The 23,715-nt window shown below is 59.5% G+C and carries 22 protein-coding genes; 9 read left to right on the top strand and 13 right to left on the bottom strand.

The features are described from left to right. Nucleotides 1–32 precede the first annotated feature (32 nt). From glyA to ACA062_RS03435, 4 genes are all read left to right on the top strand, one after another. Nucleotides 33–1,286 (top strand): serine hydroxymethyltransferase, encoded by a 1,254-nt coding sequence (glyA, locus tag ACA062_RS03450; RefSeq protein ID WP_109634995.1) that lies wholly within the window; start codon nt 33–35, stop codon nt 1,284–1,286. A gap of 377 nt (nt 1,287–1,663) precedes the next feature. Continuing rightward, a complete protein-coding gene (locus tag ACA062_RS03445; RefSeq protein WP_497457353.1) occupies nt 1,664–2,992 on the top strand; it encodes a C4-dicarboxylate transporter DctA in 1,329 nt (442 codons plus the stop codon). Nucleotides 2,993–3,059: 67 nt separating this feature from the next. After that, entirely contained in the window at nt 3,060–3,764 is a 705-nt protein-coding gene (locus ACA062_RS03440) for a FadR/GntR family transcriptional regulator (RefSeq protein WP_128874466.1), read from the top strand. A gap of 26 nt (nt 3,765–3,790) precedes the next feature. After that, entirely contained in the window at nt 3,791–4,498 is a 708-nt protein-coding gene (locus ACA062_RS03435; protein ID WP_497455226.1) for a GntR family transcriptional regulator, read from the top strand. Nucleotides 4,499–4,621: 123 nt separating this feature from the next. Here ACA062_RS03435 and yjiA read toward each other — a convergent pair whose 3' ends face one another. From yjiA to ACA062_RS03420, 3 genes are all read right to left on the bottom strand, one after another. Next, nucleotides 4,622–5,593: a GTPase gene (gene yjiA / locus ACA062_RS03430; protein ID WP_497455225.1), complete on the bottom strand. Its 972-nt coding sequence runs from the start codon at nt 5,591–5,593 to the stop codon at nt 4,622–4,624. A 119-nt stretch (nt 5,594–5,712) separates the two neighbouring features. Further along, complete coding sequence (locus ACA062_RS03425) at nt 5,713–5,910, bottom strand: YbdD/YjiX family protein (protein WP_054616680.1); 198 nt, start codon at nt 5,908–5,910, stop codon at nt 5,713–5,715. 15 nt (nt 5,911–5,925) lie between these two features. After that, the gene (locus tag ACA062_RS03420; protein WP_497455224.1) at nt 5,926–7,992 is read right to left on the bottom strand and encodes a carbon starvation CstA family protein; all 2,067 of its coding nucleotides are present in this window, start codon (nt 7,990–7,992) and stop codon (nt 5,926–5,928) included. Nucleotides 7,993–8,150: 158 nt separating this feature from the next. Here ACA062_RS03420 and ACA062_RS03415 point away from each other — a divergent pair, with 158 nt between their 5' ends. Next, nucleotides 8,151–8,516 carry a PilZ domain-containing protein gene (locus ACA062_RS03415; RefSeq protein WP_497455223.1) on the top strand — a complete coding sequence of 122 codons (366 nt, stop codon included), beginning with the start codon at nt 8,151–8,153 and terminating at the stop codon, nt 8,514–8,516. A 118-nt stretch (nt 8,517–8,634) separates the two neighbouring features. Here the strand turns inward: ACA062_RS03415 and radA are convergent, their stop codons facing one another. After that, nucleotides 8,635–10,002, bottom strand: coding sequence for a DNA repair protein RadA (radA, locus tag ACA062_RS03410; RefSeq protein ID WP_064675792.1), 1,368 nt, complete (start codon nt 10,000–10,002; stop codon nt 8,635–8,637). A 655-nt stretch (nt 10,003–10,657) separates the two neighbouring features. On the opposite strand from radA, the gene mscL reads away from it, so the two are divergent. Next, complete coding sequence (gene mscL, locus ACA062_RS03405; RefSeq protein ID WP_497455222.1) at nt 10,658–11,074, top strand: large-conductance mechanosensitive channel protein MscL; 417 nt, start codon at nt 10,658–10,660, stop codon at nt 11,072–11,074. 38 nt (nt 11,075–11,112) lie between these two features. On the opposite strand, the gene ACA062_RS03400 is transcribed toward mscL, so the two are convergent. Continuing rightward, a complete protein-coding gene (locus tag ACA062_RS03400; RefSeq protein ID WP_497455221.1) occupies nt 11,113–11,889 on the bottom strand; it encodes a ferredoxin--NADP reductase in 777 nt (258 codons plus the stop codon). A 320-nt stretch (nt 11,890–12,209) separates the two neighbouring features. On the opposite strand from ACA062_RS03400, the gene ACA062_RS03395 reads away from it, so the two are divergent. Continuing rightward, a complete protein-coding gene (locus ACA062_RS03395; protein WP_497457352.1) occupies nt 12,210–12,941 on the top strand; it encodes an autoinducer binding domain-containing protein in 732 nt (243 codons plus the stop codon). Between the two features lie 179 nt (nt 12,942–13,120). Beyond that, the gene (locus ACA062_RS03390; protein WP_497455220.1) at nt 13,121–14,245 is read left to right on the top strand and encodes a methyltransferase; all 1,125 of its coding nucleotides are present in this window, start codon (nt 13,121–13,123) and stop codon (nt 14,243–14,245) included. A gap of 78 nt (nt 14,246–14,323) precedes the next feature. Here ACA062_RS03390 and ACA062_RS03385 read toward each other — a convergent pair whose 3' ends face one another. Genes ACA062_RS03385 through ACA062_RS03375 form a run of 3 tightly spaced genes read right to left on the bottom strand, consistent with a single transcriptional unit; the run spans nt 14,324 to nt 17,000 of the window. Beyond that, complete coding sequence (locus ACA062_RS03385) at nt 14,324–14,491, bottom strand: DUF2474 domain-containing protein (protein WP_064680606.1); 168 nt, start codon at nt 14,489–14,491, stop codon at nt 14,324–14,326. Between the two features lie 58 nt (nt 14,492–14,549). Continuing rightward, a complete protein-coding gene (cydB, locus tag ACA062_RS03380; RefSeq protein WP_128874458.1) occupies nt 14,550–15,557 on the bottom strand; it encodes a cytochrome d ubiquinol oxidase subunit II in 1,008 nt (335 codons plus the stop codon). A gap of 3 nt (nt 15,558–15,560) precedes the next feature. Continuing rightward, nucleotides 15,561–17,000: a cytochrome ubiquinol oxidase subunit I gene (locus tag ACA062_RS03375; RefSeq protein ID WP_497455219.1), complete on the bottom strand. Its 1,440-nt coding sequence runs from the start codon at nt 16,998–17,000 to the stop codon at nt 15,561–15,563. Nucleotides 17,001–17,411: 411 nt separating this feature from the next. Here ACA062_RS03375 and ACA062_RS03370 point away from each other — a divergent pair, with 411 nt between their 5' ends. Beyond that, a complete protein-coding gene (locus ACA062_RS03370) occupies nt 17,412–18,650 on the top strand; it encodes an MFS transporter (protein WP_497455218.1) in 1,239 nt (412 codons plus the stop codon). Here the strand turns inward: ACA062_RS03370 and ACA062_RS03365 are convergent. The 5 genes from ACA062_RS03365 to ACA062_RS03345 all read right to left on the bottom strand — a co-directional run bounded on the left by ACA062_RS03365 (nt 18,647) and on the right by ACA062_RS03345 (nt 23,659). Then, nucleotides 18,647–20,848 (bottom strand): xanthine dehydrogenase family protein molybdopterin-binding subunit, encoded by a 2,202-nt coding sequence (locus ACA062_RS03365; protein ID WP_497455217.1) that lies wholly within the window; start codon nt 20,846–20,848, stop codon nt 18,647–18,649. The two genes, ACA062_RS03370 and ACA062_RS03365, sit on opposite strands and share 4 nt — an antisense overlap. Further along, complete coding sequence (locus ACA062_RS03360) at nt 20,841–21,833, bottom strand: FAD binding domain-containing protein (protein WP_497455216.1); 993 nt, start codon at nt 21,831–21,833, stop codon at nt 20,841–20,843. Before ACA062_RS03360 ends, ACA062_RS03365 begins: the two co-directional genes overlap by 8 nt. Then, nucleotides 21,830–22,363, bottom strand: coding sequence for a (2Fe-2S)-binding protein (locus ACA062_RS03355; protein WP_497455215.1), 534 nt, complete (start codon nt 22,361–22,363; stop codon nt 21,830–21,832). Before ACA062_RS03355 ends, ACA062_RS03360 begins: the two co-directional genes overlap by 4 nt. A gap of 232 nt (nt 22,364–22,595) precedes the next feature. Continuing rightward, on the bottom strand, nt 22,596–23,147 hold the full coding sequence (locus tag ACA062_RS03350; protein ID WP_497455214.1) for a DJ-1 family glyoxalase III: 552 nt from the start codon (nt 23,145–23,147) through the stop codon (nt 22,596–22,598). Nucleotides 23,148–23,212: 65 nt separating this feature from the next. Continuing rightward, nucleotides 23,213–23,659, bottom strand: a complete 447-nt coding sequence (locus ACA062_RS03345) for a DUF4879 domain-containing protein (protein ID WP_497455213.1) — start codon at nt 23,657–23,659, stop codon at nt 23,213–23,215. Nucleotides 23,660–23,715: the final 56 nt, after the last annotated feature.

Below are 23,715 nucleotides of genomic sequence, written 5' to 3'. Positions count from 1 at the left end.
CCCTTTTCCGCCCCCGATCCTTGAGGACCGCCATGTTCAGCCGTGATTTGACTATTGCCAAGTACGACGCCGATCTCTTTGCCGCCATGGAGCAAGAAGCTCAGCGCCAGGAAGAGCACATTGAGCTGATCGCTTCGGAAAACTACACCAGCCCTGCGGTGATGGAAGCTCAAGGCTCGGTACTGACCAACAAGTACGCCGAAGGCTACCCGGGCAAGCGCTACTACGGTGGTTGCGAGTTCGTCGACGTGGTCGAGCAGCTCGCGATCGACCGCGCCAAGGAACTGTTCGGCGCCGATTACGCCAACGTTCAGCCGCACGCCGGTTCCCAAGCCAACAGCGCCGTGTACCTGGCCCTGCTGCAAGCGGGCGACACCATCCTGGGCATGAGCCTGGCCCACGGCGGTCACCTGACCCACGGTGCCAGCGTTTCGTCTTCCGGCAAGCTGTACAACGCCGTGCAGTACGGTATCGATGCCAACGGCCTGATCGACTACGACGAAGTCGAGCGCCTGGCGGTCGAGCACAAGCCGAAAATGATCGTGGCCGGTTTCTCTGCCTACTCGCAGATCCTGGACTTCCCGCGCTTCCGTGAAATCGCCGACAAGGTTGGCGCCTACTTGTTCGTCGACATGGCTCACGTAGCCGGTCTGGTCGCCGCGGGCGTCTACCCGAACCCGGTGCCATTCGCTGACGTCGTGACCACCACCACCCACAAGACCCTGCGCGGTCCACGTGGTGGCCTGATCCTGGCTCGCGCCAACGCCGACATCGAGAAGAAGCTGAACTCCGCGGTATTCCCGGGCGCCCAGGGCGGCCCGCTGGAGCACGTGATCGCCGCTAAAGCGATCTGCTTCAAGGAAGCACTGCAGCCTGAGTTCAAGACTTACCAGCAACAAGTGGTGAAAAACGCCCAGGCCATGGCCAGCGTGTTCATCGAACGCGGTTTCGACGTGGTCTCCGGCGGTACTGAAAACCACCTGTTCCTGCTGTCGCTGATCAAGCAGGAAATCTCCGGTAAGGACGCCGACGCCGCGCTGGGCAAGGCGTTCATCACCGTGAACAAAAACTCCGTGCCAAACGATCCACGCTCGCCGTTCGTCACCTCCGGCCTGCGCTTCGGTACTCCGGCCGTGACCACTCGTGGCTTCAAGGAAGCAGAGTGCAAAGAGCTGGCAGGCTGGATCTGCGACATCCTGGCGGACCTGAACAACGAAGCAGTGATCGACGCCGTTCGCGAGAAGGTCAAGGCCATCTGCAAGAAGCTGCCGGTGTACGGCGCTTAATAAGCCCGCCAGACCGCAGCAATGAAAAAACCGGCCAGTGAATGGCCGGTTTTTTTTCGTCTGAAATTCCTCTCGATATGACGGCTGGACGCGATCCTGGGTAGGAGCTGCCGCAGGCTGCGATCTTTTGATCTTGATCTTGATCTTGATCTGCATCCCCTTCCTGGGCGCCAAAATCAAGGTCAAAAGATCGCAGCCTTCGGCAGCTCCTACAGGGACCGGCGCCACCGGTCAGACCGGTCATGCCGATTTTTCTTTTTCCGCTTGTAATACCGAAAAAACCCGGCGTAGACTGAGCCTGCACTGGACATACCGGTAAGACCACAATAATTAAGTCCTGAATCTGATGCGCGTAAGCGTCGGCAGCCAGGACACCGATCAGGACTCCTCCCATGCTCAGATGGTGCTCGCGCTCAATCTTCCTCCAAGTGGTTCTCGGACTGGTGCTCGGCATCGTCTGCGGACTGACCCTTCCGGAATACTCCGCCCAGCTCAAACCGCTCGGCGATGGCTTCATCAAACTGATCAAGATGCTCATCGGTCTGATCGTGTTTTGCGTGGTGGTCAGCGGCATCAGCGGTGCCGGCGACCTGAAGAAGGTCGGACGCATCGGCCTGAAATCAGTGATCTACTTTGAAGTCCTGACCACCATCGCCCTGGTGATCGGCCTGGTCTTCGCCTTCAGCACCGGCATTGGCAGCGGCGCGAACATTCATCTGGATCAGCTCTCCGCCGCCGACATGGGCGATATCGCCCAGCGCGGTCAGCACATGCACACCACCACGCAGTTCCTGATGGACCTGATCCCGACCTCGGTGATCGGCGCCTTTGCCGACAACAACATTTTGCAGGTCCTGCTGTTTTCCGTGTTGTTCGGCAGCGCGCTGAACCTGGTGGGTGAAGCGGCTTCCGGCATTTCACGGCTGATCAATGAGCTGAGCCACGTCATCTTCCGCATCATGGGCATGATCGTGCGCCTGGCGCCGATCGGTGTGTTCGGAGCGATCGCTTTTACTACCAGCAAATACGGCCTGGACTCGCTGCAGCATCTGGGCAGCCTGGTCGGCCTGTTTTACCTGACTTGCGCGGCGTTCGTGGCGTTGATTCTCGGCCTGGTGATGCGCCTGTCCGGCCTGCGGATGTGGCCATTGCTCAAGTACCTGCGCGAAGAATTGCTGATTGTCATGGGCACCGCCTCGTCCGATGCCGTGCTGCCACAAATCATGCGCAAGCTTGAGCACCTCGGCATCGGCAGCTCGACAGTCGGCCTGGTGATTCCTACGGGTTACTCGTTCAACCTGGACGGTTTCTCGATCTATCTGACCCTGGCTATCGTGTTCATCGCCAACGCCACCGGCACACCACTGGCCATGACCGACTTGCTGACGATTCTGCTGGTGTCGCTGATCACCTCCAAAGGCGCCCATGGCATTCCCGGCTCGGCGCTGGTGATTCTCGCGGCGACTCTGACGGCAATCCCGGCCATTCCGGTCGTGGGCCTGGTACTGGTGCTGGCAGTGGACTGGTTCATGGGCATCGGTCGGGCGCTGACCAACCTGATCGGCAACTGCGTCGCGACGGTGGCCATCGCGCGCTGGGAAAAAGACATCGATATCGAACGGGCAAACAAAGTACTTTCCGGTCAGCTGGGCTATACCTTCCAGCCCAGAAAGCCAGTGGGCCCGGCGCATCAGCAGGAATTTTGAATAATCGCCGTGCCTGCCCGCGGGCAGGCACGGCCATCAATCGTTATGGATGTTCATGGAGCCAACAGTGATCACCTCGTCGACCGTTGTGAATTCAGTCGTAGAAAAACTTCGGGCCGCTCTGGCCCGTGGTCAGTGGCGCTCCGGTGAAATGCTGCCGGGGCAAAGGGAATTGGCCGAACAACTGGGCATCAGCCGCCCGAGCCTGCGCGAAGCCGTGATCGTGCTGGAGACCCTCGGACTGGTGCGCTCCATGCCTGGCAAAGGCGTGGTAGTGCTGGAGGCCAATCTGAGCGACAGCCAAAGTCACGACAGCGCGGTGGCCGGGGCGAGCCTGGAAGACGTGCTGCAACTGCGTTATACCCTCGAGCCATTCATTGTCGGCCTGGTGGCACAGTCCATCAGCAGCAAGGAAATCGGGCAACTGCGCCTGACACTGATGGATATGCGCGAAGCCCTGGAGGCCAACGACAGCGAAGCCGGGGTGAACGCCTACATCGCGTTCCACGAAGAACTGTTCACCCTGACCTCGAACCCGATCTTCCAGAGCGTGGTGCAGCAAACCAGTAATGCCCTCAAGCAAAGCGCCGAGGTGCTGCGCAATTCTCCGGAGCATCTGGCGGAACGGCTCGAAGAAAACGAAGCCGTGGTGCGGGCCATTCGCAGCAAAAACAGCGCTCAAGCCAGCGCCGAAATGCGTCGGCACATCCTTCGTGAAGGCCAGCGGATGGGCATCGAATTGAACATCCCGGACGATAATCTCGTCAGTTGACCCACGCTTCGAACTGGAGACAGGCCATGAACAGCTTCGCTTCACCGCAAACACTCAGCGCCCTGCCCTTTCCCCGAACAAGCACCGGGAAACCACCCGTGGTTGATCTCTACTCGCGGGTCTTCGATGCCATTCTCGAACAGCGCATCAAGGCGACCAGTCGCTTTACCGAAGAAAGCCTGGCGCAGATGTTCAGTGTTCGACGCAGTGACATTCGTGGCGTGCTGACGCAACTGTCCCACCAGCAGATCATTGTACTTCGGCCCAACCATCGGCCCCGCGTGACTGCGCTCGATGCCGAACAGACCCGGCAGACGCTCCATGCCCGGCGGCTGACGGAACTTACGCTGGTGCGACTGGCCTGCCAGCAATCTTGCCGGCAACCTTTGAAGAGCCTTCGCGACTTCATCGACAGCGAGCGCCAATGCAGGGCGCGTGGCCCGGCGATTCGGTTGTCGGGAGAGTTTCATCTGAAGTTGGCTGAGATGGCGGGGAATGCACCGTTAGCGCATTTTCTCGGCAGTCTGGTGCCGCTGACTTCGTTGGCGATTGCGCAATTTGATGCACAGGGGGAGGGTTATTGCGCGTGGCAGGTACACGAAGGAATTGTGGATGCGGTTGAGCGCGGGGATGCTCAGAAGGCCGAGGCATTGCTGAACCAACACCTGGATTTTCTTGAAGAGAGATTGCTGAACACAGGACCGGCTCTTAGCCAGAATCGTGTTGCCGGTTAGATCGCCATCGCGGGCAAGCCCGCTCCCACAGGTTTTTTGTTGGGCACAAAATCTGTGAACACCCAAGATCACTGTGGGAGCGGGCTTGCCCGCGATGGCGTCATACCTGGCGCAGATATCATTTTAGCCAGCCGCCACCCGCGCAAACCCCTCACGAATCTTCTCTTCCGGCAAATCATCGGCAATAAACACGATCACACTTTCCCGCGCTTCATCGTCCGCCCATTCAGTATCCCAATCGAAGCCGTACAACTTCAATACCCCCTGAAACACCATGCGCCGCGACTCACCAAGGATATTCAATACGCCTTTGTAGCGAAGCAATTGCTTGCCATGCTCTTCCAGCAATTGGTTCATGAACTCGCTGAGCCTGTCGATATCCAGCGGCTTGTCGGTACGCAGCACCAGGCTGGAAATGCGGTCGATGGAAGGCGCCTTGCTGACGGGCCGCAAACTCACGCCGCCTCCGAGGTCGGCGTTGAGATTGAATCCGCGTACATCGAGCAACTCGGCCAGGTCGATCTTCCCGTGGTCGACCACGCGGATCGGCGCGCGACGGTTGATCCGGGTCAGGCGCTCACTTAATGCAGTGAAGGTCGCCTCGTCCACCAGATCGCGCTTGCTCACCAGCAGGCGGTCGGCAAAACCGATCTGTGCCTGGGCGATGGTCTGGGTCAGGTGCGTGTCGGCGTGCGCCGCGTCCACCAGGGTGATGATGCCATCGAGGATGTAACGCTCGCGCAGCTCTTCGTCGATGAAGAAGGTTTGCGCCACCGGAGCCGGATCGGCCAGGCCAGTGCATTCGATCACCAGGCGGTCGAAGGCGATTTCACCGCTGTCCAGGCGTTCCAGCAACAGGTACAGCGCTTTGGTCAGGTCGGTGTGGATGGTGCAACAGACGCAGCCGTTGGACAGCGTCATCACTTGTACCGGTTCATCGCCCAATAGTTGGGTGTCGATGCCGGCATCGCTGAATTCGTTTTCGATCACGGCGATTTTCAGGCCGTGTTCGGCTTTGAGCAGGTGGCGCAGCAGTGTGGTTTTTCCCGCGCCGAGGAAGCCGCTGAGGATCGTGACCGGGATTGGTGTGAGCAAAACAGAAATCTCCCATACGCTAAAAAAACTGTAGGAGCCCGGCTTGCCGGCGATGGCGTCCGTGAGATCGCTATCGCCAGCAAGCCGGCTCCTACAGGTTTGTGTTGCCTAGTGCTGCATTAGCAGCACTTGGGCCCACCCTTGCCACCGTAACGCGCTTCCTGACGTTCGCGGAAGAACATCTCGTAGCTCATCACCGGCTTGTCCGGGTGTTTGTTCTGCATATGCTCCACGTAGTTGTCGTAGTCGGGCATGCCGACCATCAGGCGCGCGGCCTGACCGAGGTATTTACCCAGGCGACTCAGGTCATTGAACATGTTTGCAATCCTCGATCAAGCATCCGGCAGGGCCTGGAACGGTGCTTCTTTATCCGTACGTTCCTTGGTGCCCCAGGCGGCAATACCGACCTTGAGCGCATAGAACAGGATGCTGAATACCACGAACAGGAACAGCGCCGTCAGCGTGGCGTTGGTGTAGGCATTGAAGATCACGTGCTGCATTTGGGTGATGTCCTTGGCCGGGGCGAGGATCTGGCCGTTGGCCAGGGCATCGCTGTATTTCTTCGCCAGCGACAGGAAGCCGATCGCCGGGTTGGCGTCGAACAGCTTGATGAAGCCGGCGGTGGTGGTACAGATCAGCAGCCAGACCGCTGGCAGCATGGTGACCCAGACGTAGCGCTGGCGCTTCATCTTGATCAGCACCACGGTCGCCAGCATCAATGCGATCCCGGCCAGCATCTGGTTGGAGATACCGAACAGCGGCCACAAGGTGTTGATGCCGCCCAGTGGATCGATCACGCCCTGATACAGCAACCAACCCCACATGGCCACGCAACCGGCGGTGGCGATCAGGTTGGCGGTCCAGGACTCGGTGCGTTTCAGTGCCGGCACGAAGGAACCCAGCAAGTCCTGCAGCATGAAGCGGCCGGCACGGGTACCGGCGTCGACAGCGGTCAGGATGAACAGCGCTTCGAACAGGATCGCGAAGTGATACCAGAATGCCATGGTGTTTTCACCCGGCAGGACACTGTGCAGGATCTGCGCGATACCGACCGCCAGGGTCGGCGCACCGCCGGCACGGGCCAGGATGGTGGTTTCACCGATGTCCTTGGCCACCGCTTGCAGCGCCTCCGGGGTGATTGCAAAACCCCAGCTGCTGACGGTTTGTGCCACAGCCACCACGTCACCACCGACGACTGCCGCCGGGCTGTTCATGGCGAAGTACACGCCTGGCTCGATCACCGAAGCAGCCACCATCGCCATGATGGCGACGAAGGATTCCATCAGCATGGCGCCGTAACCGATGTAACGGGAGTTGACCTCGTTATCCAGCAATTTCGGTGTGGTGCCGGAGGAGATCAACGCGTGGAAACCGGAAACCGCGCCACAGGCGATGGTGATGAACAGGAACGGGAACAGACCGCCCTTCCACACCGGCCCCGTGCCGTCGGTGAACTGGGTCAATGCCGGCATTTTCAGCTCGGGCATGGTGACCAGGATGCCGATCGCCAGCGCCACGATGGTACCGATCTTGAGGAAGGTCGACAGGTAGTCGCGCGGCGCCAGAATCAACCAGACCGGTAACGAGGCGGCCACGAAACCGTAACCGACCAGCATCCAGGTAATCTGCACGCCAGTGAAGCTGAACGCCTTGGCCCAGACCGGATCGGCGGCAATCTGCCCACCGAGCCAGATCGAACCGAGCAGCAGCAACACGCCGACCACGGAGATTTCACCGATGCGACCCGGACGGATGTAGCGCATGTAGATGCCCATGAACATCGCGATCGGGATGGTCGCCATCACCGTGAAAATGCCCCACGGGCTTTCGGCCAGGGCCTTGACCACGATCAGCGCCAGCACCGCGAGGATGATGATCATGATCAGGAAGCAGCCAAACAGCGCAATGGTGCCCGGGATGCGGCCCATTTCTTCACGGACCATGTCACCCAGGGAGCGGCCGTTGCGGCGGGTGGACATGAACAGGACCATGAAGTCCTGGACCGCACCGGCCAGCACCACGCCGGCGATCAGCCACAGCGTACCGGGCAGATAACCCATCTGCGCGGCCAGAACCGGACCGACCAAGGGCCCCGCACCGGCGATGGCGGCGAAGTGGTGACCGAAAAGGATGTGTTTGTTGGTCGGCACGTAGTCCAGACCGTCATTGTTGAGCACGGCGGGGGTGGCCCGGCGCGGATCGAGTTGCATCACATTGTTAGCGATGAACAGACTGTAGTAACGGTACGCAACCAGATAAATGGCCACGGCGGCGACCACGATCCACAGGGCGTTGATCGGCTCGCCTCGGCGCAATGCCACGACGCCAAGCGCACACGCGCCCACGATTGCCAGCAGCAGCCAGGGTAGGTGGCGTAGCAGGCCATTATTATTTTTCATTTTATGATTCCAGCCAGGGTGGACAAGAAAGACAGCCATCCCGAGTTTAGCTCGCCTGACAACAAAGGCCATACCCCGATAGTGGTCTGGACGCCTGCCTGGCTCGCAGGCTTTGCCGTGACAGGTCTATAGTCAGCGAACATTTCGAGGATTGCGCCATGAGCGAGCACCCTGATCGCCGCCGCTTCAAACGTATCGCGTTCGATGCCCGAACCGAATTGGGCCAGGGGGCATTCATCTGGCCGGTGACGTTGATCGACTTGTCACTCAAGGGGCTGTTGATCGAAAAACCCGAGCCGTGGCTGGGAAATCGGCAACAGGATTTTTTCGTCGGCATTCATCTGACCGATGAAATCGACATCACCATGGACCTGCGCCTGATCCACGACGATCACGGCCAGCTCGGTTTCGTCTGCCTTCACATCAGCCTGGAATCCATCGAGCGTCTGCGGCGGTTGATCGAGCTCAATCTGGGTGATCCGCAGGAGCTGGAGCGGGAATTGGGCGCATTGATCGAAATCTGAACGCGCCTTTCGTAGGAGCTGCCGCAGGCTGCGATCTTTTGATCTTGATCTTCAGCGCCCTTGAAGGCGCCAAGATCAAAAGATCGCAGCCTGCGGCAGCTCCTACAGGGGATTGTGTTTATTCAAATAGAGCGTCGAGGGCCTGTTCCAGACGTGTCACGGCAATAATCTGCAACCCTGGCGGTGCCTCCTTCGGCGCATTGCCCTTGGGCACGATGGCACGCTTGAAGCCGTGCTTGGCCGCTTCTTTCAAGCGCTCCTGGCCGCTCGGCACCGGACGCACTTCGCCCGATAGCCCGACTTCACCGAACACCAGCAAATCATGCGGCAGTGGCCGATTGCGCAAACTGGACATGACTGCCGCCATCAGCGCCAGGTCGGAGGCCGTTTCCAGCACCTTCACCCCACCGACCACATTGAGGAACACGTCCTGGTCGTGGGTCGGAATGCCGCCGTGACGGTGCAGCACCGCCAGTAACATCGCCAGGCGATTCTGATCCAGCCCCAGCGTTACCCGACGCGGGTTAGCCAGGTGGCTGTCATCCACCAGGGCCTGGACTTCCACCAACATCGGCCGGGTCCCTTCCCAAGTCGCCATGACCACACTGCCGGGCACTTCTTCCTGGGCACGGGTGAGGAAAATCGCCGACGGGTTGGAAACTTCTTTCAAACCCTTGTCGGTCATGCCGAACACCCCCAGCTCGTTGACCGCGCCGAACCGGTTCTTCACTGCCCGCAGCAGACGCAAGCGCCCATCGGATTCGCCTTCGAAATACAACACAGTGTCGACCATATGTTCCAGCACCCGCGGCCCGGCCAATGCGCCTTCCTTGGTCACGTGGCCGACCAGGAAAATCGCCGTACCGCTCTGCTTGGCATAACGCACCAGCAACGCTGCGCTTTCGCGAACCTGGGAGACACCACCCGGCGCCGATTGCAGTTGTTCAGTGAAGATCGTCTGGATCGAATCGATCACCATGACCTTGGGCTTTTCCTGCCGGGCCGTGGCGATGATGGTTTCGATGCAGGTTTCGGTCATGACCCGCAATTGATCCTGAGGCAAGCCCAGACGTCGGGCGCGCATGGCCACTTGTTGCTGGGACTCTTCGCCTGTGACGTACAGGGCCGGCATGCTCTTGGCGAGATTGCACAAGGTCTGCAACAGAATGGTCGATTTGCCGATGCCGGGGTCGCCGCCGATCAATACCACTGAACCATCCACCAGGCCCCCACCCAGGACGCGATCAAGTTCGCCGGAGGCGGTGGAGAAGCGCGGGATTTCTTCGACACTGACTTCGGCCAGGGTCCTGATCTGCGCCTGCTGCCCCGTCCAGCCGGTGCGACCGCTGGGAGCTGCGGCGCCGCCGCTCTCGACCATGGTTTCCGTCAGGGTGTTCCAGGCACCGCACTCACCGCACTGGCCGGCCCACTTGGGAAAGGTTGAGCCGCACTCGGTGCAGCCGTACATGCGCTTGGCCTTGGCCATCTGAACTCCCGGCAAAAACCGCGATGATAGCTCAGTCGGACCGGATCAGCGCGACGCAGTTGCCCAGCGGATCTGCTACACCAAGTTGCAGGTATTCAGGATACAGGCACCATATTACAACTTAGCAATACTTATACACAGCGTGCGCTACGCTCATACAAACAGCAGGCCTCAACCATAAAACACCAATCAAACTTATACAGACCCTTACACCCGGACTTCTGAACGTACAATCTCGCCACAACAAGTCGAATTATTAAACGTTACTCGGCACAGGACAGTAACCTTGACCTCGGCCCGTGAATATTGCCAAGGACCCTATATCTAATCCGCGCAAACCCATCGGTGAAACATCACTTGAACTTACCCTGACATAATCAGATGCCGTTGTTCGTCTGGCTCTATCAAGCGCTCCACTGCGACCAGTAGAAGCCATTGAACGACGGAAAAAAATGACCGAAAGGGATAACGAAAACCACCCGGGATGATCCGCTCCACGGGTTCAGCCGGCTCATAAGTGATGGCTTTTTGTAAACTTTTTACCGACGGTCCGGTCGATAGCAGGCGAGCACAGTAAGCTGGTGTTTCGAGCAAGAAGCATTTTGCTGAATTACACTGCTGGCACTTACCTCATCTGGAACAAGGAAATAACCCCATGGGCGTGATCAATGAGTTCAAGGCCTTCGCGGTCAAAGGCAATGTGGTCGACATGGCCGTCGGTATCATCATCGGCGCCGCCTTCGGCAAGATCGTTTCGTCATTCGTCGGCGATGTGATCATGCCACCCATCGGCCTGTTGATCGGCGGGGTCGATTTCAGCGACCTGGCCATCACGCTCAAGGCCGCCAACGGGGACATCCCGGCGGTGGTGCTGGCGTATGGTAAATTCATCCAGAGCACGATCGACTTCATCATCGTCGCCTTCGCGATCTTCATGGGCGTCAAAGCCATCAACCGCCTGAAGCGCGAAGAAGCCGTTGCGCCAACCCTGCCGCCGGTTCCCACCAAGGAAGAAGAGCTGCTGAGCGAGATCCGCGACCTGCTGAAGGCCCAGAACAATCGACCTTCGTGAGTATGCTTTCAACAATGGCGCCTTCGGGCGCCGTTTTTTTACCAATAATTTTCCACCGCAACTTGTCCGGGTCGCCGGCTGAGACTCAAGTGCATGTGACGCTGTTTAAGCAATGTTCGCGTGTCATCGATCATCTGCGGGTTGCCGCAGAGCATGACCCGCGAATGCTCGGGCGTCAGCGCCACCCCGGCCGCTTGTTCCAGCTCACCCTTTTCAATCAGCGTGGTGATCCGGCCACTCAAGGCGCCAGGATGCTGCTCGCGCGTGACCGTGGCGATGAACTGCAACTTGTGAGCGTGCTCCGCTAAATAGTCACGCTGCGCCAGGCCCGCAATCAGCTCCTGATAAGCCAGTTCCCGAGCTTCGCGCACGCTGTAGACCAGGATGATTCGCTCGAATTTTTCCCAGACCTCGAAGTCCTGCAGAATCGACAGGAACGGTGCCAGGCCGGTGCCTGTAGACAACAACCAGAGGTCACGCCCGTCGATAAAGCGATCCAACGTCAGATAGCCAAAGGCCTGACGGTCGACCAGCAGCGTATCGCCGACTTCCAGCCGGCTCAGTTCACTGGTGAATTCACCCCCCGGCACCACGATTGAGAAGAACTCGAGGAATTCGTCATAGGGTGACGAAACCATGGAGTAAGCGCGCCATACCGTGCTGCCGTCAGCCTTGGTCACGCCTAAACGGGCGAATTGCCCGGCGCGGAAGCGAAACCCCGGATCCCGGGTGGTCCGCAGGGTAAACAGGTTCGGGGTCAACGGCTGAACGTCGAGCAAGTTCTGGCGCGTGAATTTTTCTACACTGGCGGTCATGGGTCGCTCCATACAACTGATAGCGTCCAGTGTCCCGCAAAGCAAGGCACTTAAACACCGACGATTTGTAGTGCCTTTTTTCACGGATAAGTCGATTACACAATTTCACATTTCTTCTACAACTACCTGCATTCCCTCAGCAACAGGCAAATCATATTAAACACGACATTCAACACCCTATTATTAGAACTTGATATTTAGTTTTTAATGCCCCGGCCAAGCTAAATTTTCTCACCACGCCGTAGGATTCGTCCTACACTCGAGGCGTGCCGGATCTCGGATCCAATTTGGCACCCAACGTAAGGTAATGGAGACCCATGATGGAAAGGTGGATGGAGTCACAATTAAACCAACTGTCGTGCACAACGGAGATTGATACCGCCTACCGTATCGCACTTGGCTTCGCGAAAAATATAGGATTCAAATTTTTCGCATTTTCAACAACTTATCAAACGGAGTTCGACCAATACGACACTATCAAGCTGAATAATTACCCTGCGGCCTGGAACAGGGAATATGAACAGAAGCAAATGAGCGTTATCGACCCGGTAGTGGCTCATTGCAATCACTCTATATTGCCTATTCTATGGAATGAAGCACTCTTCACTCACGCTCCAACACTGTGGGAAGCGCTTGAAAACCAAGGCCTGCAGCACGGCTGGTCACACGCCATTCATGATGAAGAAAGAGGGTATTGCAGCATTCTTAGTTTGGCTAGAAGCCACTGTGCGATCACTGCGTTCGAGCTGTATGAAAAACTGGGCTTTGCAGTATTCATGGGGCGCCATCTGCATGCCTTGATCGCGCAGACCTTGCCAAAAAAAGCCGAGACACCGCCCGCTCTGCATTTAACCGACAGGGAAATCAACGTATTGAAACTGGCAGCCGATGGCAAGACTGCGTATGAGAGCGCCAGAATTCTCAACCTCAGCCCGCGCACCATCAATTTCCATGTGCAGAGCGCGATTGTGAAATTCGGCGTCAACAACAAGATTGCGGCGGTCATTACCGCAGCCAGGGGCGGCTATCTCAACAGCAATGCGATGCGTTGATCGATAAAACCTGCGAGTAATCCAAAAGAAAAAAACGTACCATTTGCGGTCCTTCCTGAGTGATGACGTGTGAAGCTACACGCCGCAGTACGCTCGGAGGGTCTCGCGCGCATCAAAAGCCTACCAGGCCGCGGGAGACCTGTTGATTACCCCTGTTGATTTCCCAGAGTCCCCGCGCCATGCCCTTGCTCGAAACACCCTTTGCCCGACTTGACCTGATTCGCCAGCCCGAACAGCAGAACGAACCGCTGCAGGCGTTTGATGCTGCGGATGAATACCTGCTCACTTATCTGGCCGAACAGCAGCCGAGCGGGGACTCTCGAGTGTTGGTGCTTAACGACAGCTTCGGCGCATTGGCCGCCAGTCTGCGGGGCAAGGTCCGGGTGATCAGCAGCGGCGATTCGTTCCTGGCCTTTCAAGGGCTGGAGAAGAACCTGATCCGTAACGGCCAGGCATTTGATGCGGTGCAGAGCGTCCCTGCCAGCGAAGCGCTGACGGGTCCGTTTGACCGGGTATTGGTCCGGGTGCCAAAAACCCTGGCCTTGCTGGAGGAGCAACTGATCCGTCTGCAAGGTCAGTTGGCACCGGGCGCCCAAGTGATTGCCGGCGCCATGATCAAGCACCTGCCCCGCGCTGCGGGCGATCTGCTGGAGCGTTACATCGGGCCGGTCCACGCCTCGCTGGCGGTGAAGAAAGCCCGGCTGTTGATCGCTGACGTTGAAGCCAAAGTTCCCGCGCTCTCTCCCTACCCGACTCGCTATCGACTCGACGAGCCTGCGATCGAACTGCTCAACCATGCCAACGTATTCTGCCGCGAAGGGCTGGATATCGGCACACGGGCATTTCTGCCGCACTTGCCCAGGAACCTCGGCGCGGCGCGGGTTGCCGACCTCGGTTGCGGTAACGGTGTCCTGGCCATCGCCAGCGCTCTGCAAAACCCTGAAGCCCATTACACGCTGGTGGACGAGTCGTTCATGGCCGTGCAATCGGCGACCGAAAACTGGCACAAGGCGCTGGGTGATCGGCCAGTCATCGTGCGTGCCGGCGATGGTTTGGCCGGGCAGGAAGCCCAGTCTCTGGACGTGGTGCTGTGCAACCCACCGTTTCACCAGCAACAAGTGGTCGGCGACTTCCTGGCCTGGCGGATGTTTCAGCAGGCACGTGAAGCCCTGGTGGTGGGCGGCGCGTTGTACATCGTCGGCAACCGTCACCTGGGTTATCACAGCAAGCTCGCGCGCCTGTTCCGCGGTGTCGAACAGGTGGCCGCCACACCCAAGTTCGTGATCCTCAAAGCCCGAAAATAATCTCAGGCAAAAAAAACCCTCCGGTACAGGAGGGTTGTAAATCCGTGCCGCAAGGCAACGGGATGAGATGTGGCGAAATCAGTGAGTCGACAAGCCCGCGGCGTTCATGAACATGCGCATCAGGCTCGCGACGATGAACAGCGCCACCACGCTGCCGGTCCAGATCATCGCCAGCCAGCCCAGTCGCTGCCACAGCGGCTTTTTCTCTGCTGCTTCGATTTCCTGCAAGGAATGTTTGCCAGCCATCATCGCGATCTCCTCTGAAACGGCGCAGGTATCAGTGCCTGCACCCTTATCCTGTGCTCTAGTGGTAGCCATCTTCGTGGGTGACCTTGCCGCGGAATACGTAGTAGCTCCAGAAGGTGTAACCCAGGATGAACGGGATGATGAACAACGTCCCTACCAGCATGAAGCCCTGGCTTTGCGGCGGTGCCGCGGCGTCCCAGATCGAGATCGAGGGAGGCACGATGTTCGGCCACAAGCTGATGCCCAGACCGCTGTAGCCGAGGAAAATCAGGACCAGGGTCAGCAGGAACGGCGTGTAATGCGCATTGCGGGCCACGGCGCGAATCAGTCCGTACATGGTCACCAGCACCAGAATCGGCACCGGCAGGAACCAGAACAGGTTTGGCAGGGTGAACCACCGAGCGGCGATCTCGGCGTGAGCCAAAGGCGTCCAGATGCTGACGATACCGATCACTGCCAGCACCACAAATGCCAATGGCCGCGCCAGGTCATGCATCTGCTCTTGCAACTTGCCTTCGGTTTTCATGATCAGCCAGGTGCACCCGAGCAGCGCATAAGCCACCACCAGCGCCGCGCCACAGAACAGGGTGAATGGCGTCAGCCAGTCCAGCGAGCCACCGGCGAACTGGCGGTTGACGACCGGCAACCCATCGATGAAAGCACCCAGCGCCACGCCCTGGAAGAACGTGGCGGCAATCGAGCCACCGATGAATGCCTTGTCCCAGAGGTGGCGCTTGTCGTCCTTGGCCTTGAAGCGGAACTCGAAAGCCACGCCACGGAAAATCAACCCGATCAACATGAATATCAGCGGCAGGTACAACGCCGAGAGCACCACCGAATAGGCCAGCGGGAACGCGCCGAACAATGCCGCGCCGCCCAGTACCAGCCAGGTTTCGTTGCCGTCCCAGACTGGCGCGACGGTGTTCATCATGACGTCACGGTCGGTCTTGCCCTTGATGAACGGGAAGAGAATGCCGATGCCCAGATCGAAGCCGTCCATGACCACGTACATCATGATGCCGAAGATGATGATCACGGCCCAGATCAGCGGAAGATCGATACCCATGATTCAAATCTCCTTGGTCAGGCTGGCGCTGCTATCAGCGTCGGCGTCATCGTCGGCAGCGGAAAGCGGACGAGCCGGTGTGCGTTTCTTGCCTGGACCACCCTCGGGCGTTTCCTTGCCTTCGTCGATCTTCGGCCCTTTGCGCACCAGGCGCATCATGTAGCCCAGACCGGCACCGAACAGCGCGAAATACACCACGACGAACAGGACCAGCGTGATGCTCATCTGCATGAAACTGTGGTTGGAGGATGCATCCGCCGTACGCATCAGGCCGTAGACCACCCACGGCTGACGGCCGATTTCAGTGGTGAACCAACCGGCGAGGATCGCGATCAGGCCGGACGGGCCCATCCACAACGCCAGGTACAGGAACGGCCGCGAGGTGTACAGCTTGTCGCTTTTGCGCAGCCACAGGCTCCACAGACCGGTAAAGATCATCAGCATGCCCAGCCCCACCATGACCCGGAACGACCAGAACACGATGGTCGAGTTCGGCCGGTCTTCAGGTGGGAAATCCTTGAGCGCCGGCACCTGTTTGTCCAGCGAGTGCGTGAGGATCAGGCTGCCCAGGTAGGGAATCTCGACCGCAAATTTGGTCCGCTCTTCTTTCATGTCCGGCCAGCCGAACAGGATCAGCGGGGTCGGTTCATCGCCATGGTTCTCCCAATGGCCTTCAATCGCGGCGATTTTCGCCGGCTGATGCTTGAGGGTATTGAGACCGTGGAAGTCACCGATGACGGCTTGAATCGGCGCCACGATCAAGGCCATCCACATCGCCATCGAAAGCATGGTGCGAATCGCCGGGTTGTCCTTGCCGCGCAGCAAGTGCCAGGCCGCCGAGGAACCGACGAAGAAGGCGGTTGCGACGAACGCCGCTGTCGACATGTGCAACAGGCGATACGGGAACGACGGGTTGAAGATCACCGCCAGCCAGTCCACCGGAATCACCTGGCCATTGACGATTTCATAGCCCTGCGGCGTCTGCATCCAGCTGTTGGAGGCAAGAATCCAGAAAGTCGAGATCAGGGTGCCGATGGCGACCATCACCGTGGCGAAGAAGTGCAGATTGCGCCCCACCTTGTTCCAGCCGAACAGCATGACCCCCAGGAAACCGGCTTCGAGGAAGAACGCCGTCAGCACTTCGTACGTCAGCAACGGCCCGGTCACAGAACCGGCGAAGTCCGAGAAACGGCTCCAGTTGGTGCCGAACTGATAGGCCATGACCAGCCCCGAGACCACGCCCATGCCGAAGTTGACGGCAAAGATCTTCGACCAGAAATGGTACAGATCGCGGTAAGTGTCGTTGTTGGTCTTCAGCCACAGCCCTTCGAGCACCGCCAGATAACTCGCCAGGCCGATGGTGATGGCCGGGAACAGAATGTGGAACGAGATAGTGAACGCGAATTGAATTCGGGCGAGATCAAGTGCCTCCAAACCGAACATAAGTCTTCCTCTGTCAGGTGATACCGGCTGAAGGCCTGCGGCCTGCACCCACTGCTCCCAGGGATATGGAGTGTGGCGAATTGGAATTCGTTCTTTTTTTGCAAACATCACATCGTAGGGAGTCTGGCCAACTGGCCGCCGGATCAATTCCACAAGGGTCTTGATCTGGATCAAGCATGGGTGAAAGAGTAGTCCGGTTTTCGGCGATGGACGGTGTGGTCTTTTGCCGCGTGACAGGTTGCCTCATAGCGCTGGTCATGAACCGCAACACATTTGCAGGGTGAGCAACGTCCTGTGGCGAGGAGATCCTCGCTGTATCGATACCAAGCTAACTAAATTCCCCAGGACTGCAACTTCTGGTTACAGGTTGGTGATAATCTCGCCCTTCCCTTTGTTCAGATTTGCCCTCCGATGCCCAGCCAAGCCCCCTTGCTGTTACGTCATCACCGCCCTTTCATCGCGTTCTGGCTGGCTCGGGTATTTACCGCCAGCGGCTTTCAGATGCTCACCGTGGCCATCGGCTGGAACCTGTATCAGCTGACCGGCAATGTGCTCGACCTGGGACTGGTCGGTCTGGTGGAATTTGCCCCGCGGGTGCTGTTCATGCTGCACACCGGGCATGTCGCGGACCGTTATGACCGGCGCAAGGTCGCGGCAATCTGCCAATCCCTGCAAGCCCTTATCGCCCTGTCACTGGCCATCGGCAGTGCGACCGACCATGTCACCCGGGAAATGATCTTCATCCTCGCGTTCCTGCTGGGTGCCGCACGCTCTTTCGAAATGCCGACCACCCAGGCCTTGCTGCCGAGCATCGTGCCCAGTGCACTGTTTCCGCGCGCCGTCGCCGCCGCTCAGTCAGCCCAACAATCGGCGACCATCGTCGCCCCGGCCCTCGGCGGCTTGCTCTACGCCTTCGGCAGTGTCTGGGTGTATGGCCCGACCGTAATCCTCTACGTCATCGCCTGTGCGCTGATGCTCAACCTGCCCGGCCGGCAGACACCGCTGAACAAGGGCAAGGCCACCCTGGATTCGTTGCTGGCAGGCATCCGCTTCATTCGTAGCCGTCCGGATATCCTCGGGGCGATTTCCCTGGATCTGTTTGCGGTCCTGCTCGGCGGCGCGACGGCGTTGCTGCCCGTGTTCGCCAAGGACATTCTATTGACGGGCCCTTGGGGCCTGGGCCTGTTGCGTTCGGCCCCGGCGGTGGGGGCGTTGCTGATGTCGCTCTGGCTGGCGCGGTTTTCCGTGGATCGCAAGGTCGGGCGAGTGATGTTCACCGCCGTCGGCGTGTTTGGCGTGGCGACGATTGCGTTCGGCCTGTCGACCTCCTTCTGGTTTTCCCTCGCGGTCTTGGTGGTGTTGGGCGCAGCGGACATGATCAGCATGGTGATCCGTGCCTCGTTCGTGCAACTGGAAACCCCGGACGAAATGCGCGGCCGGGTCAGCGCTGTGAACGGTCTGTTCATCGGGGCCTCGAACCAGTTGGGCGAGTTTGAATCCGGCCTGACCGCCCATTGGTTCGGCACTGTGCCGGCGGTGGTCATGGGCGGCATCGGCACGCTGGTGGTGACCGGGGTCTGGATCAAACTGTTCCCGACCCTGGCCCACCGCGACCGCATGCATGTGCCGGCGGAAGAAGCCAAGGCCTAAAGCAGCTTGTCCAGGGTGATCGGAAAATCCCGCACCCGTATACCGGTGGCGTGGTAAATGGCATTGGCCACGGCTGCCGCCACCCCGACGATGCCGATTTCGCCGACGCCCTTGGAACCCAGAGCGTTGACGATCTCGTCGTGTTCTTCGACAAACAGTACGTCAATGTCGCCGATGTCGGCGTTTACCGGGATGTGATACTCGGCCAGGCTGTGGTTCATGTGGCGGCCCAGCGCGTGGTCGGTTTGAGTCTCTTCGTGCAAGGCCATGCCGATGCCCCAGACAACACCGCCAAGGATCTGGCTGCGGGCCATTTTCGGATTGACCACCCGGCCTGCGGCGATCGCACTGACGACCCGGTTGACCTTGACGATGCCCAAGTCTTCGTCGACCAGTACCTCGACGAACACCGCCGAGTGAGTCGCGGTGGCATAGGCTTCTCGTTTCTTGTCGGGCTCGGCGTCCACCTGAACCTCGATCGCCTCTTCCCCGCTGTTCCGGGCCAGGTCGGCCAATGCCACCCGCGCCTCGCCGAAGGTCAACTGCCCTTCTTCGAAAACGGCCTGTTCAGCGGTCACGCCAGCGAACGCCGCAGACGTCTGCCGGGCGACGGCGAGCAGTTTTTCCTTTAATGCTTCACAGGCTTGCTGCACCGCAGTGCCCACTGATGAGACTGTGAACGATCCTCCCTGCAACGGCGCGGTGGGTAATGAGGAGTCGCCAAGGATAAAGGTGACATCTTTCATCGAAACGCCTGACGCCTGCGCGGCGATTTGCGTCATCACGGTATAAGTACCGGTGCCGATGTCTGTCGTTGCGCTGCTGACCGTCAGTTTGCCATGGTGATCGAGCCTGGCTTTGGCACTGGCCTTCTGCTGCATGGCCTCCCAGACGCCACCGGCCATGCCCCAGCCAACCAGCTGCCGGCCCTGGCGCATGCTGCGGGGTTCGGCATTGCGCTGTTCCCAGCCGAAACGCTTGGCGCCCTGGGCATAACACTCGCGCAGTTCTTTGCTGGAATACGGCTTGTCTTCGTTCTGATTGCGCTCGGCGTAGTTGATCAGGCGCAATTGCAGGGGATCGATCGCCAGGGCGCAAGCCAACTCATCCATGGCACACTCCAGGCCGATCAGCCCCAGCGCCGCTCCCGGGGCGCGCATGTCCAAGGGCGTGAACACATCCAGCGGCAGTAATTTGTAGGTCAGCTGCACGTTGTCGCAGTGATAGAGCATGCCGCTCCACTCCACCACATGCTCGGTGAAATCTTCGAATCTCGAGGTCTGGCCAATGGCGGTATGGGCAACCGCCAGCAGACGACCATTGGCCGCCGCCCCTATTTGCAGGCGCTGCAACGTGCGGGGTCGGTAGCCGAAGGTGAACATCTGCTGCCGGGTCAGCGTCACACGCACCGAGCGCTTGAGCGACAGCGCCGCCATGACCGCCAGCACGAGTTGATATTGCGGGCGCAAGCCCGAGCCGAACGCACCGCCGACATAAGCCGCGAAAATTCTGACTTGCTGTTTCTCCAGTCCAAAGACCTTTTGTACATAGGACTGACAGTTTTGCGTGCCCTGGGTCTTGTCGTGGATATGCAGGCTGCCATCGGCCTGATACAGGACTGTGCTGGCATGCGGCTCCATCGGGTTGTGATGTTCGATCGGCGTGCTGTAGTCCAGGTCCAGGCTGATGGCCGCACCAGCAAACTCCTCCTGAAAATGCCCACGGGGTTTGGGCAGTTCGGCGGGGGCTTCGCGAGCTTCGCCTTGTAGCTTCAGCAGATCGGTCTGATGCTCTTCGGTTTCGTATTCGATCACCACCAGTGAACCGGCATGGCGCGCCAGTTCAAGGTTATCGGCTACCACCAGCGCCAGCGGTTGGCCGCTGTACAGCACCCGGTCGTTGTACAAGGGGCGGAACGGCGAGCCTTCGGCCGAGTCGGCGTCCTCGTAGGGCTCGTCGTAACTGGCGATTTTCGGCCGGTTCGTGTGATCGATGACCGCGATCACACCAGGCAGCGCCAATGCCTTCGATGCATCAATCCGCACTACCCGCCCCTTGGCGATGGTGCTGGAAACGACGCTGCCGTGAAACAGGCCCTCCTTGGGAAACTCGCCGGCATAACGTGCCTGACCGGTCACTTTCAGCTGGCCGTCGACCCGATCCAGCGGCAGGCCCATGGGTTGCGTGAAATTATTCATCGGACTGCCCTCCCCGCGCGGCATCGCTCAGGGCGCGGACAATGGCCCGCCGCGCCAGTTTGACTTTAAACGCGTTGTGCTCGAGCGGTTCGGCGTCTTGCAGCAGGGTATCGGCGGCGGCGGTGAAGGTTTCACGGCTGGGCGCCTTGCCCGTCAGCCAGCTTTCGACGGCCTTGTCGCGCCAGGGTTTGTGTGCCACGCCACCGAGGACCAGCCGCGCTTCACGAATGATGGGGCCGGTCATCTCGAGCGCTGCGGCTACCGATACCAGCGCAAAGGCATAGGATGCGCGATCGCGGATCTTCAGGTAATGACTGTACTCGGCGAAACCGGCGGCGGGCAGTTCGATGGCGGTGATCAACTCATCGTCGGCCAGTTGGTTGTCACGCTCCGGAGCCTCGCCGGGCAAACGGTGAAAGTCGGCAAACTCGATGCTGCGCGCACCACCACGACCCTGGACATGGACCACCGCCTCCAGCGCAGCCAGGGCCACGCACATGTCTGATGGATGCGTGGCGACACACTGCGCACTGGCGCCAAAGATGGCGTGGATTCGATTCAGACCATCCCGAGCCGGGCAACCGCTGCCGGGCTCACGTTTGTTGCACGGCACGCTGGCGTCGTAAAAATAATAACAACGGGTGCGCTGCAACAGATTGCCGCCAGTGCTCGCCATATTGCGCAATTGCGGCGAGGCGCCCGCCAGGATGGCCTGGGACAACAGCGGGTAACGCTGCTCGATCAAGGGGTGCCAGGCCAGGTCGGCGTTGCTGACCAGGGCGCCGATCATCAATCCGCCCTGGGCCGTTTCGTTGACTTCACGCAGGGGCAGGCCAGTGATATCGATCAGGTGCTCGGGGCGGGTAACGTTTTCCTTCATCAGATCCAGCAGATTGGTACCGCCTGCGATGAAACGCGAAGCGGGACCTGCGAGATGCACGGCATCCTGCACCGAATCCGGCTTGCTGTAGTGGAAAGGGTTCATAGGCCACCTCCTTGACCGACATCCTGCCGGCAAGCGGGAAGCGCCTCTTCGATGGCATCGCGGATGTTGTTGTAGGCGCCACAGCGGCAGAGGTTACCGCTCATCCCTTCCTTAATCTGCTCGCAGGTCTGCGCCCGTCCTTCATTAGCCAGTCCCACTGCGGAGCAAATCTGCCCTGGCGTGCAATACCCGCATTGAAAGGCATCATGCTTGATGAAGGCACGCTGCATCGGATGCAAGTCATCGCCGTCGGCCAGGCCTTCGACCGTGACCAGCTCGGCACCATCGCACATCACCGCCAGCGTCAGGCAGGCGTTCACTCGCTTGCCATTGAGCAACACCGTGCAGGCGCCACATTGGCCGTGGTCGCAGCCTTTTTTTGTGCCAACCAGGTCCAGTTGCTCACGCAGCAAGTCCAGCAATGTGGTCCAGGGCAGGACCTCGAGCTGACGATGCTGACCATTGAGGGTCAGATCCAGCGGGAGACGGGCGAATGACGGCTGCGCAGCGTCGGGAGTGGTCGCGCTCATAAACACCTCACGGTTGGTCGTACATTCGCGGCGTTTTCGCAAACCGCCGTCATAGGGGTACGACTTCGGGAAGGTGAGAGTGTTCAAGGGAATTGATTTGTGGCGAGGGAGCTTGCTCCCGCTCGGCTGCGCAGCAGCCGCAAACATAGGGACACGATACATAACAGGAGTGAGTGGTTGGAGCCTGCTACGCAGGCCAGCGGGAGCAAGCTCCCTCGCCACACATGCGGTGCTACACCACCAATTCCGCTTCGACCATGGTCCGCGTGGCTTTGCCGCAGAGCTGTTCCACCAGCGTCAGGGCAAACTCCAGTGCGCCACCCGAGCCCTGGGCGGTGATGCAGTTGCCGTCGACCACCACTGGCTGGTCGACGAAGTTGCAACCCGACAGTTGATGGCTGGCCGATGGCAGGCAGGTCATACGCCGTTGGCGCAGGACGCCAAAGGCTTGCAATGCGAGCGCCGGGGCCTCGGCGATGCCGGCGAACAGGCGCCCGGCAGCCGCCTGATCCTTGACCAATTGTTGCAAGGGTTGATGCGCCGCCAGATGTTGCGCACCCACGGCCCCACCGGGGAGCACGATCAGATCGAACGGCTGGGCCAGCAAGTCCACCAGCATCGCATCGGATGTCACCCGGGTGCCACGGGCACAGGTGAGCATGCGCCGCCCCTCGATGCTGGCCACCACCACTTCGACGTTGGCACGGCGCAGCACATCGATCAGGGTCACTGTTTGCAGGTCATCGATGCCCTCGGCGAGGGTAATTAGTGCTCTTGAGGTCATGGGCGCAGTCCGCTGGATGATCTTTAAAGCGTAGTCAGCTTTCCCGGCTCTCGTTCGGCCTGGCGCTACTTGATGTAAAGCTGCGTCGACACGGTGTTGCCCGGGGCGTTGATCGAGGTATTGCTGAAGGTGAACGTACCCTCCTGTTTGCCTGCCAGATCGAAGACATACAAATAGCCGACCGTTTTTTTCCCTACGGTGCATTCGGTCAGGTTGCCATTATCAAACGCACAGATCGGGGTCCGGGTGCCGTTCACCTCAAAACCGTCCAGCCCGACATGCGCCCCACGACCGTAGCCGACTTCCAGCACGTAGACCCGGATGTTCGCGCCACTATGATCGCAGCGTGTCTGCTCCTGTCCCTGTGCAATGTTTTCAAAACCACAGCCCGGCGACTCGACCTTGAGCACTTTCACCTGACTCAACGGCGGCGCCGAGGCAGCCGAGGCGATTTGCGCCCCCGCAAACAGGGCCATCCGTAGCGCGGATCCGACAACCAGCCCTTTTCTCATGCAATACATAAGTCCCCCCAAACCAGCGCGCAGTATGGCTCACTTGGCTTTAGCGC

It is taken from the genome of Pseudomonas sp. LBUM1679 (genome assembly GCF_059695565.1).
Note: the sequence above shows the minus strand (reverse complement) of the source record. Positions and strands in the feature narration are given on the sequence as shown.

What these genes read in the sequence shown, in the direction of transcription:
- glyA (WP_109634995.1), top strand. Translation starts at nt 33, where the DNA reads ATGTTCAGCCGTGATTTGACTATTGCCAAGTACGACGCCGATCTCTTT.
- ACA062_RS03435 (WP_497455226.1), top strand. Translation starts at nt 3,791, where the DNA reads ATGAACAGCTTCGCTTCACCGCAAACACTCAGCGCCCTGCCCTTTCCC.
- ACA062_RS03425 (WP_054616680.1), bottom strand. Translation starts at nt 5,910, where the DNA reads ATGTTCAATGACCTGAGTCGCCTGGGTAAATACCTCGGTCAGGCCGCG.
- ACA062_RS03420 (WP_497455224.1), bottom strand. Translation starts at nt 7,992, where the DNA reads ATGAAAAATAATAATGGCCTGCTACGCCACCTACCCTGGCTGCTGCTG.
- ACA062_RS03415 (WP_497455223.1), top strand. Translation starts at nt 8,151, where the DNA reads ATGAGCGAGCACCCTGATCGCCGCCGCTTCAAACGTATCGCGTTCGAT.
- radA (WP_064675792.1), bottom strand. Translation starts at nt 10,002, where the DNA reads ATGGCCAAGGCCAAGCGCATGTACGGCTGCACCGAGTGCGGCTCAACC.
- mscL (WP_497455222.1), top strand. Translation starts at nt 10,658, where the DNA reads ATGGGCGTGATCAATGAGTTCAAGGCCTTCGCGGTCAAAGGCAATGTG.
- ACA062_RS03400 (WP_497455221.1), bottom strand. Translation starts at nt 11,889, where the DNA reads ATGACCGCCAGTGTAGAAAAATTCACGCGCCAGAACTTGCTCGACGTT.
- ACA062_RS03395 (WP_497457352.1), top strand. Translation starts at nt 12,210, where the DNA reads ATGGAAAGGTGGATGGAGTCACAATTAAACCAACTGTCGTGCACAACG.
- ACA062_RS03390 (WP_497455220.1), top strand. Translation starts at nt 13,121, where the DNA reads ATGCCCTTGCTCGAAACACCCTTTGCCCGACTTGACCTGATTCGCCAG.
- ACA062_RS03385 (WP_064680606.1), bottom strand. Translation starts at nt 14,491, where the DNA reads ATGGCTGGCAAACATTCCTTGCAGGAAATCGAAGCAGCAGAGAAAAAG.
- cydB (WP_128874458.1), bottom strand. Translation starts at nt 15,557, where the DNA reads ATGGGTATCGATCTTCCGCTGATCTGGGCCGTGATCATCATCTTCGGC.
- ACA062_RS03375 (WP_497455219.1), bottom strand. Translation starts at nt 17,000, where the DNA reads ATGTTCGGTTTGGAGGCACTTGATCTCGCCCGAATTCAATTCGCGTTC.
- ACA062_RS03370 (WP_497455218.1), top strand. Translation starts at nt 17,412, where the DNA reads ATGCCCAGCCAAGCCCCCTTGCTGTTACGTCATCACCGCCCTTTCATC.
- ACA062_RS03365 (WP_497455217.1), bottom strand. Translation starts at nt 20,848, where the DNA reads ATGAATAATTTCACGCAACCCATGGGCCTGCCGCTGGATCGGGTCGAC.
- ACA062_RS03360 (WP_497455216.1), bottom strand. Translation starts at nt 21,833, where the DNA reads ATGAACCCTTTCCACTACAGCAAGCCGGATTCGGTGCAGGATGCCGTG.
- ACA062_RS03355 (WP_497455215.1), bottom strand. Translation starts at nt 22,363, where the DNA reads ATGAGCGCGACCACTCCCGACGCTGCGCAGCCGTCATTCGCCCGTCTC.
- ACA062_RS03350 (WP_497455214.1), bottom strand. Translation starts at nt 23,147, where the DNA reads ATGACCTCAAGAGCACTAATTACCCTCGCCGAGGGCATCGATGACCTG.
- ACA062_RS03345 (WP_497455213.1), bottom strand. Translation starts at nt 23,659, where the DNA reads ATGAGAAAAGGGCTGGTTGTCGGATCCGCGCTACGGATGGCCCTGTTT.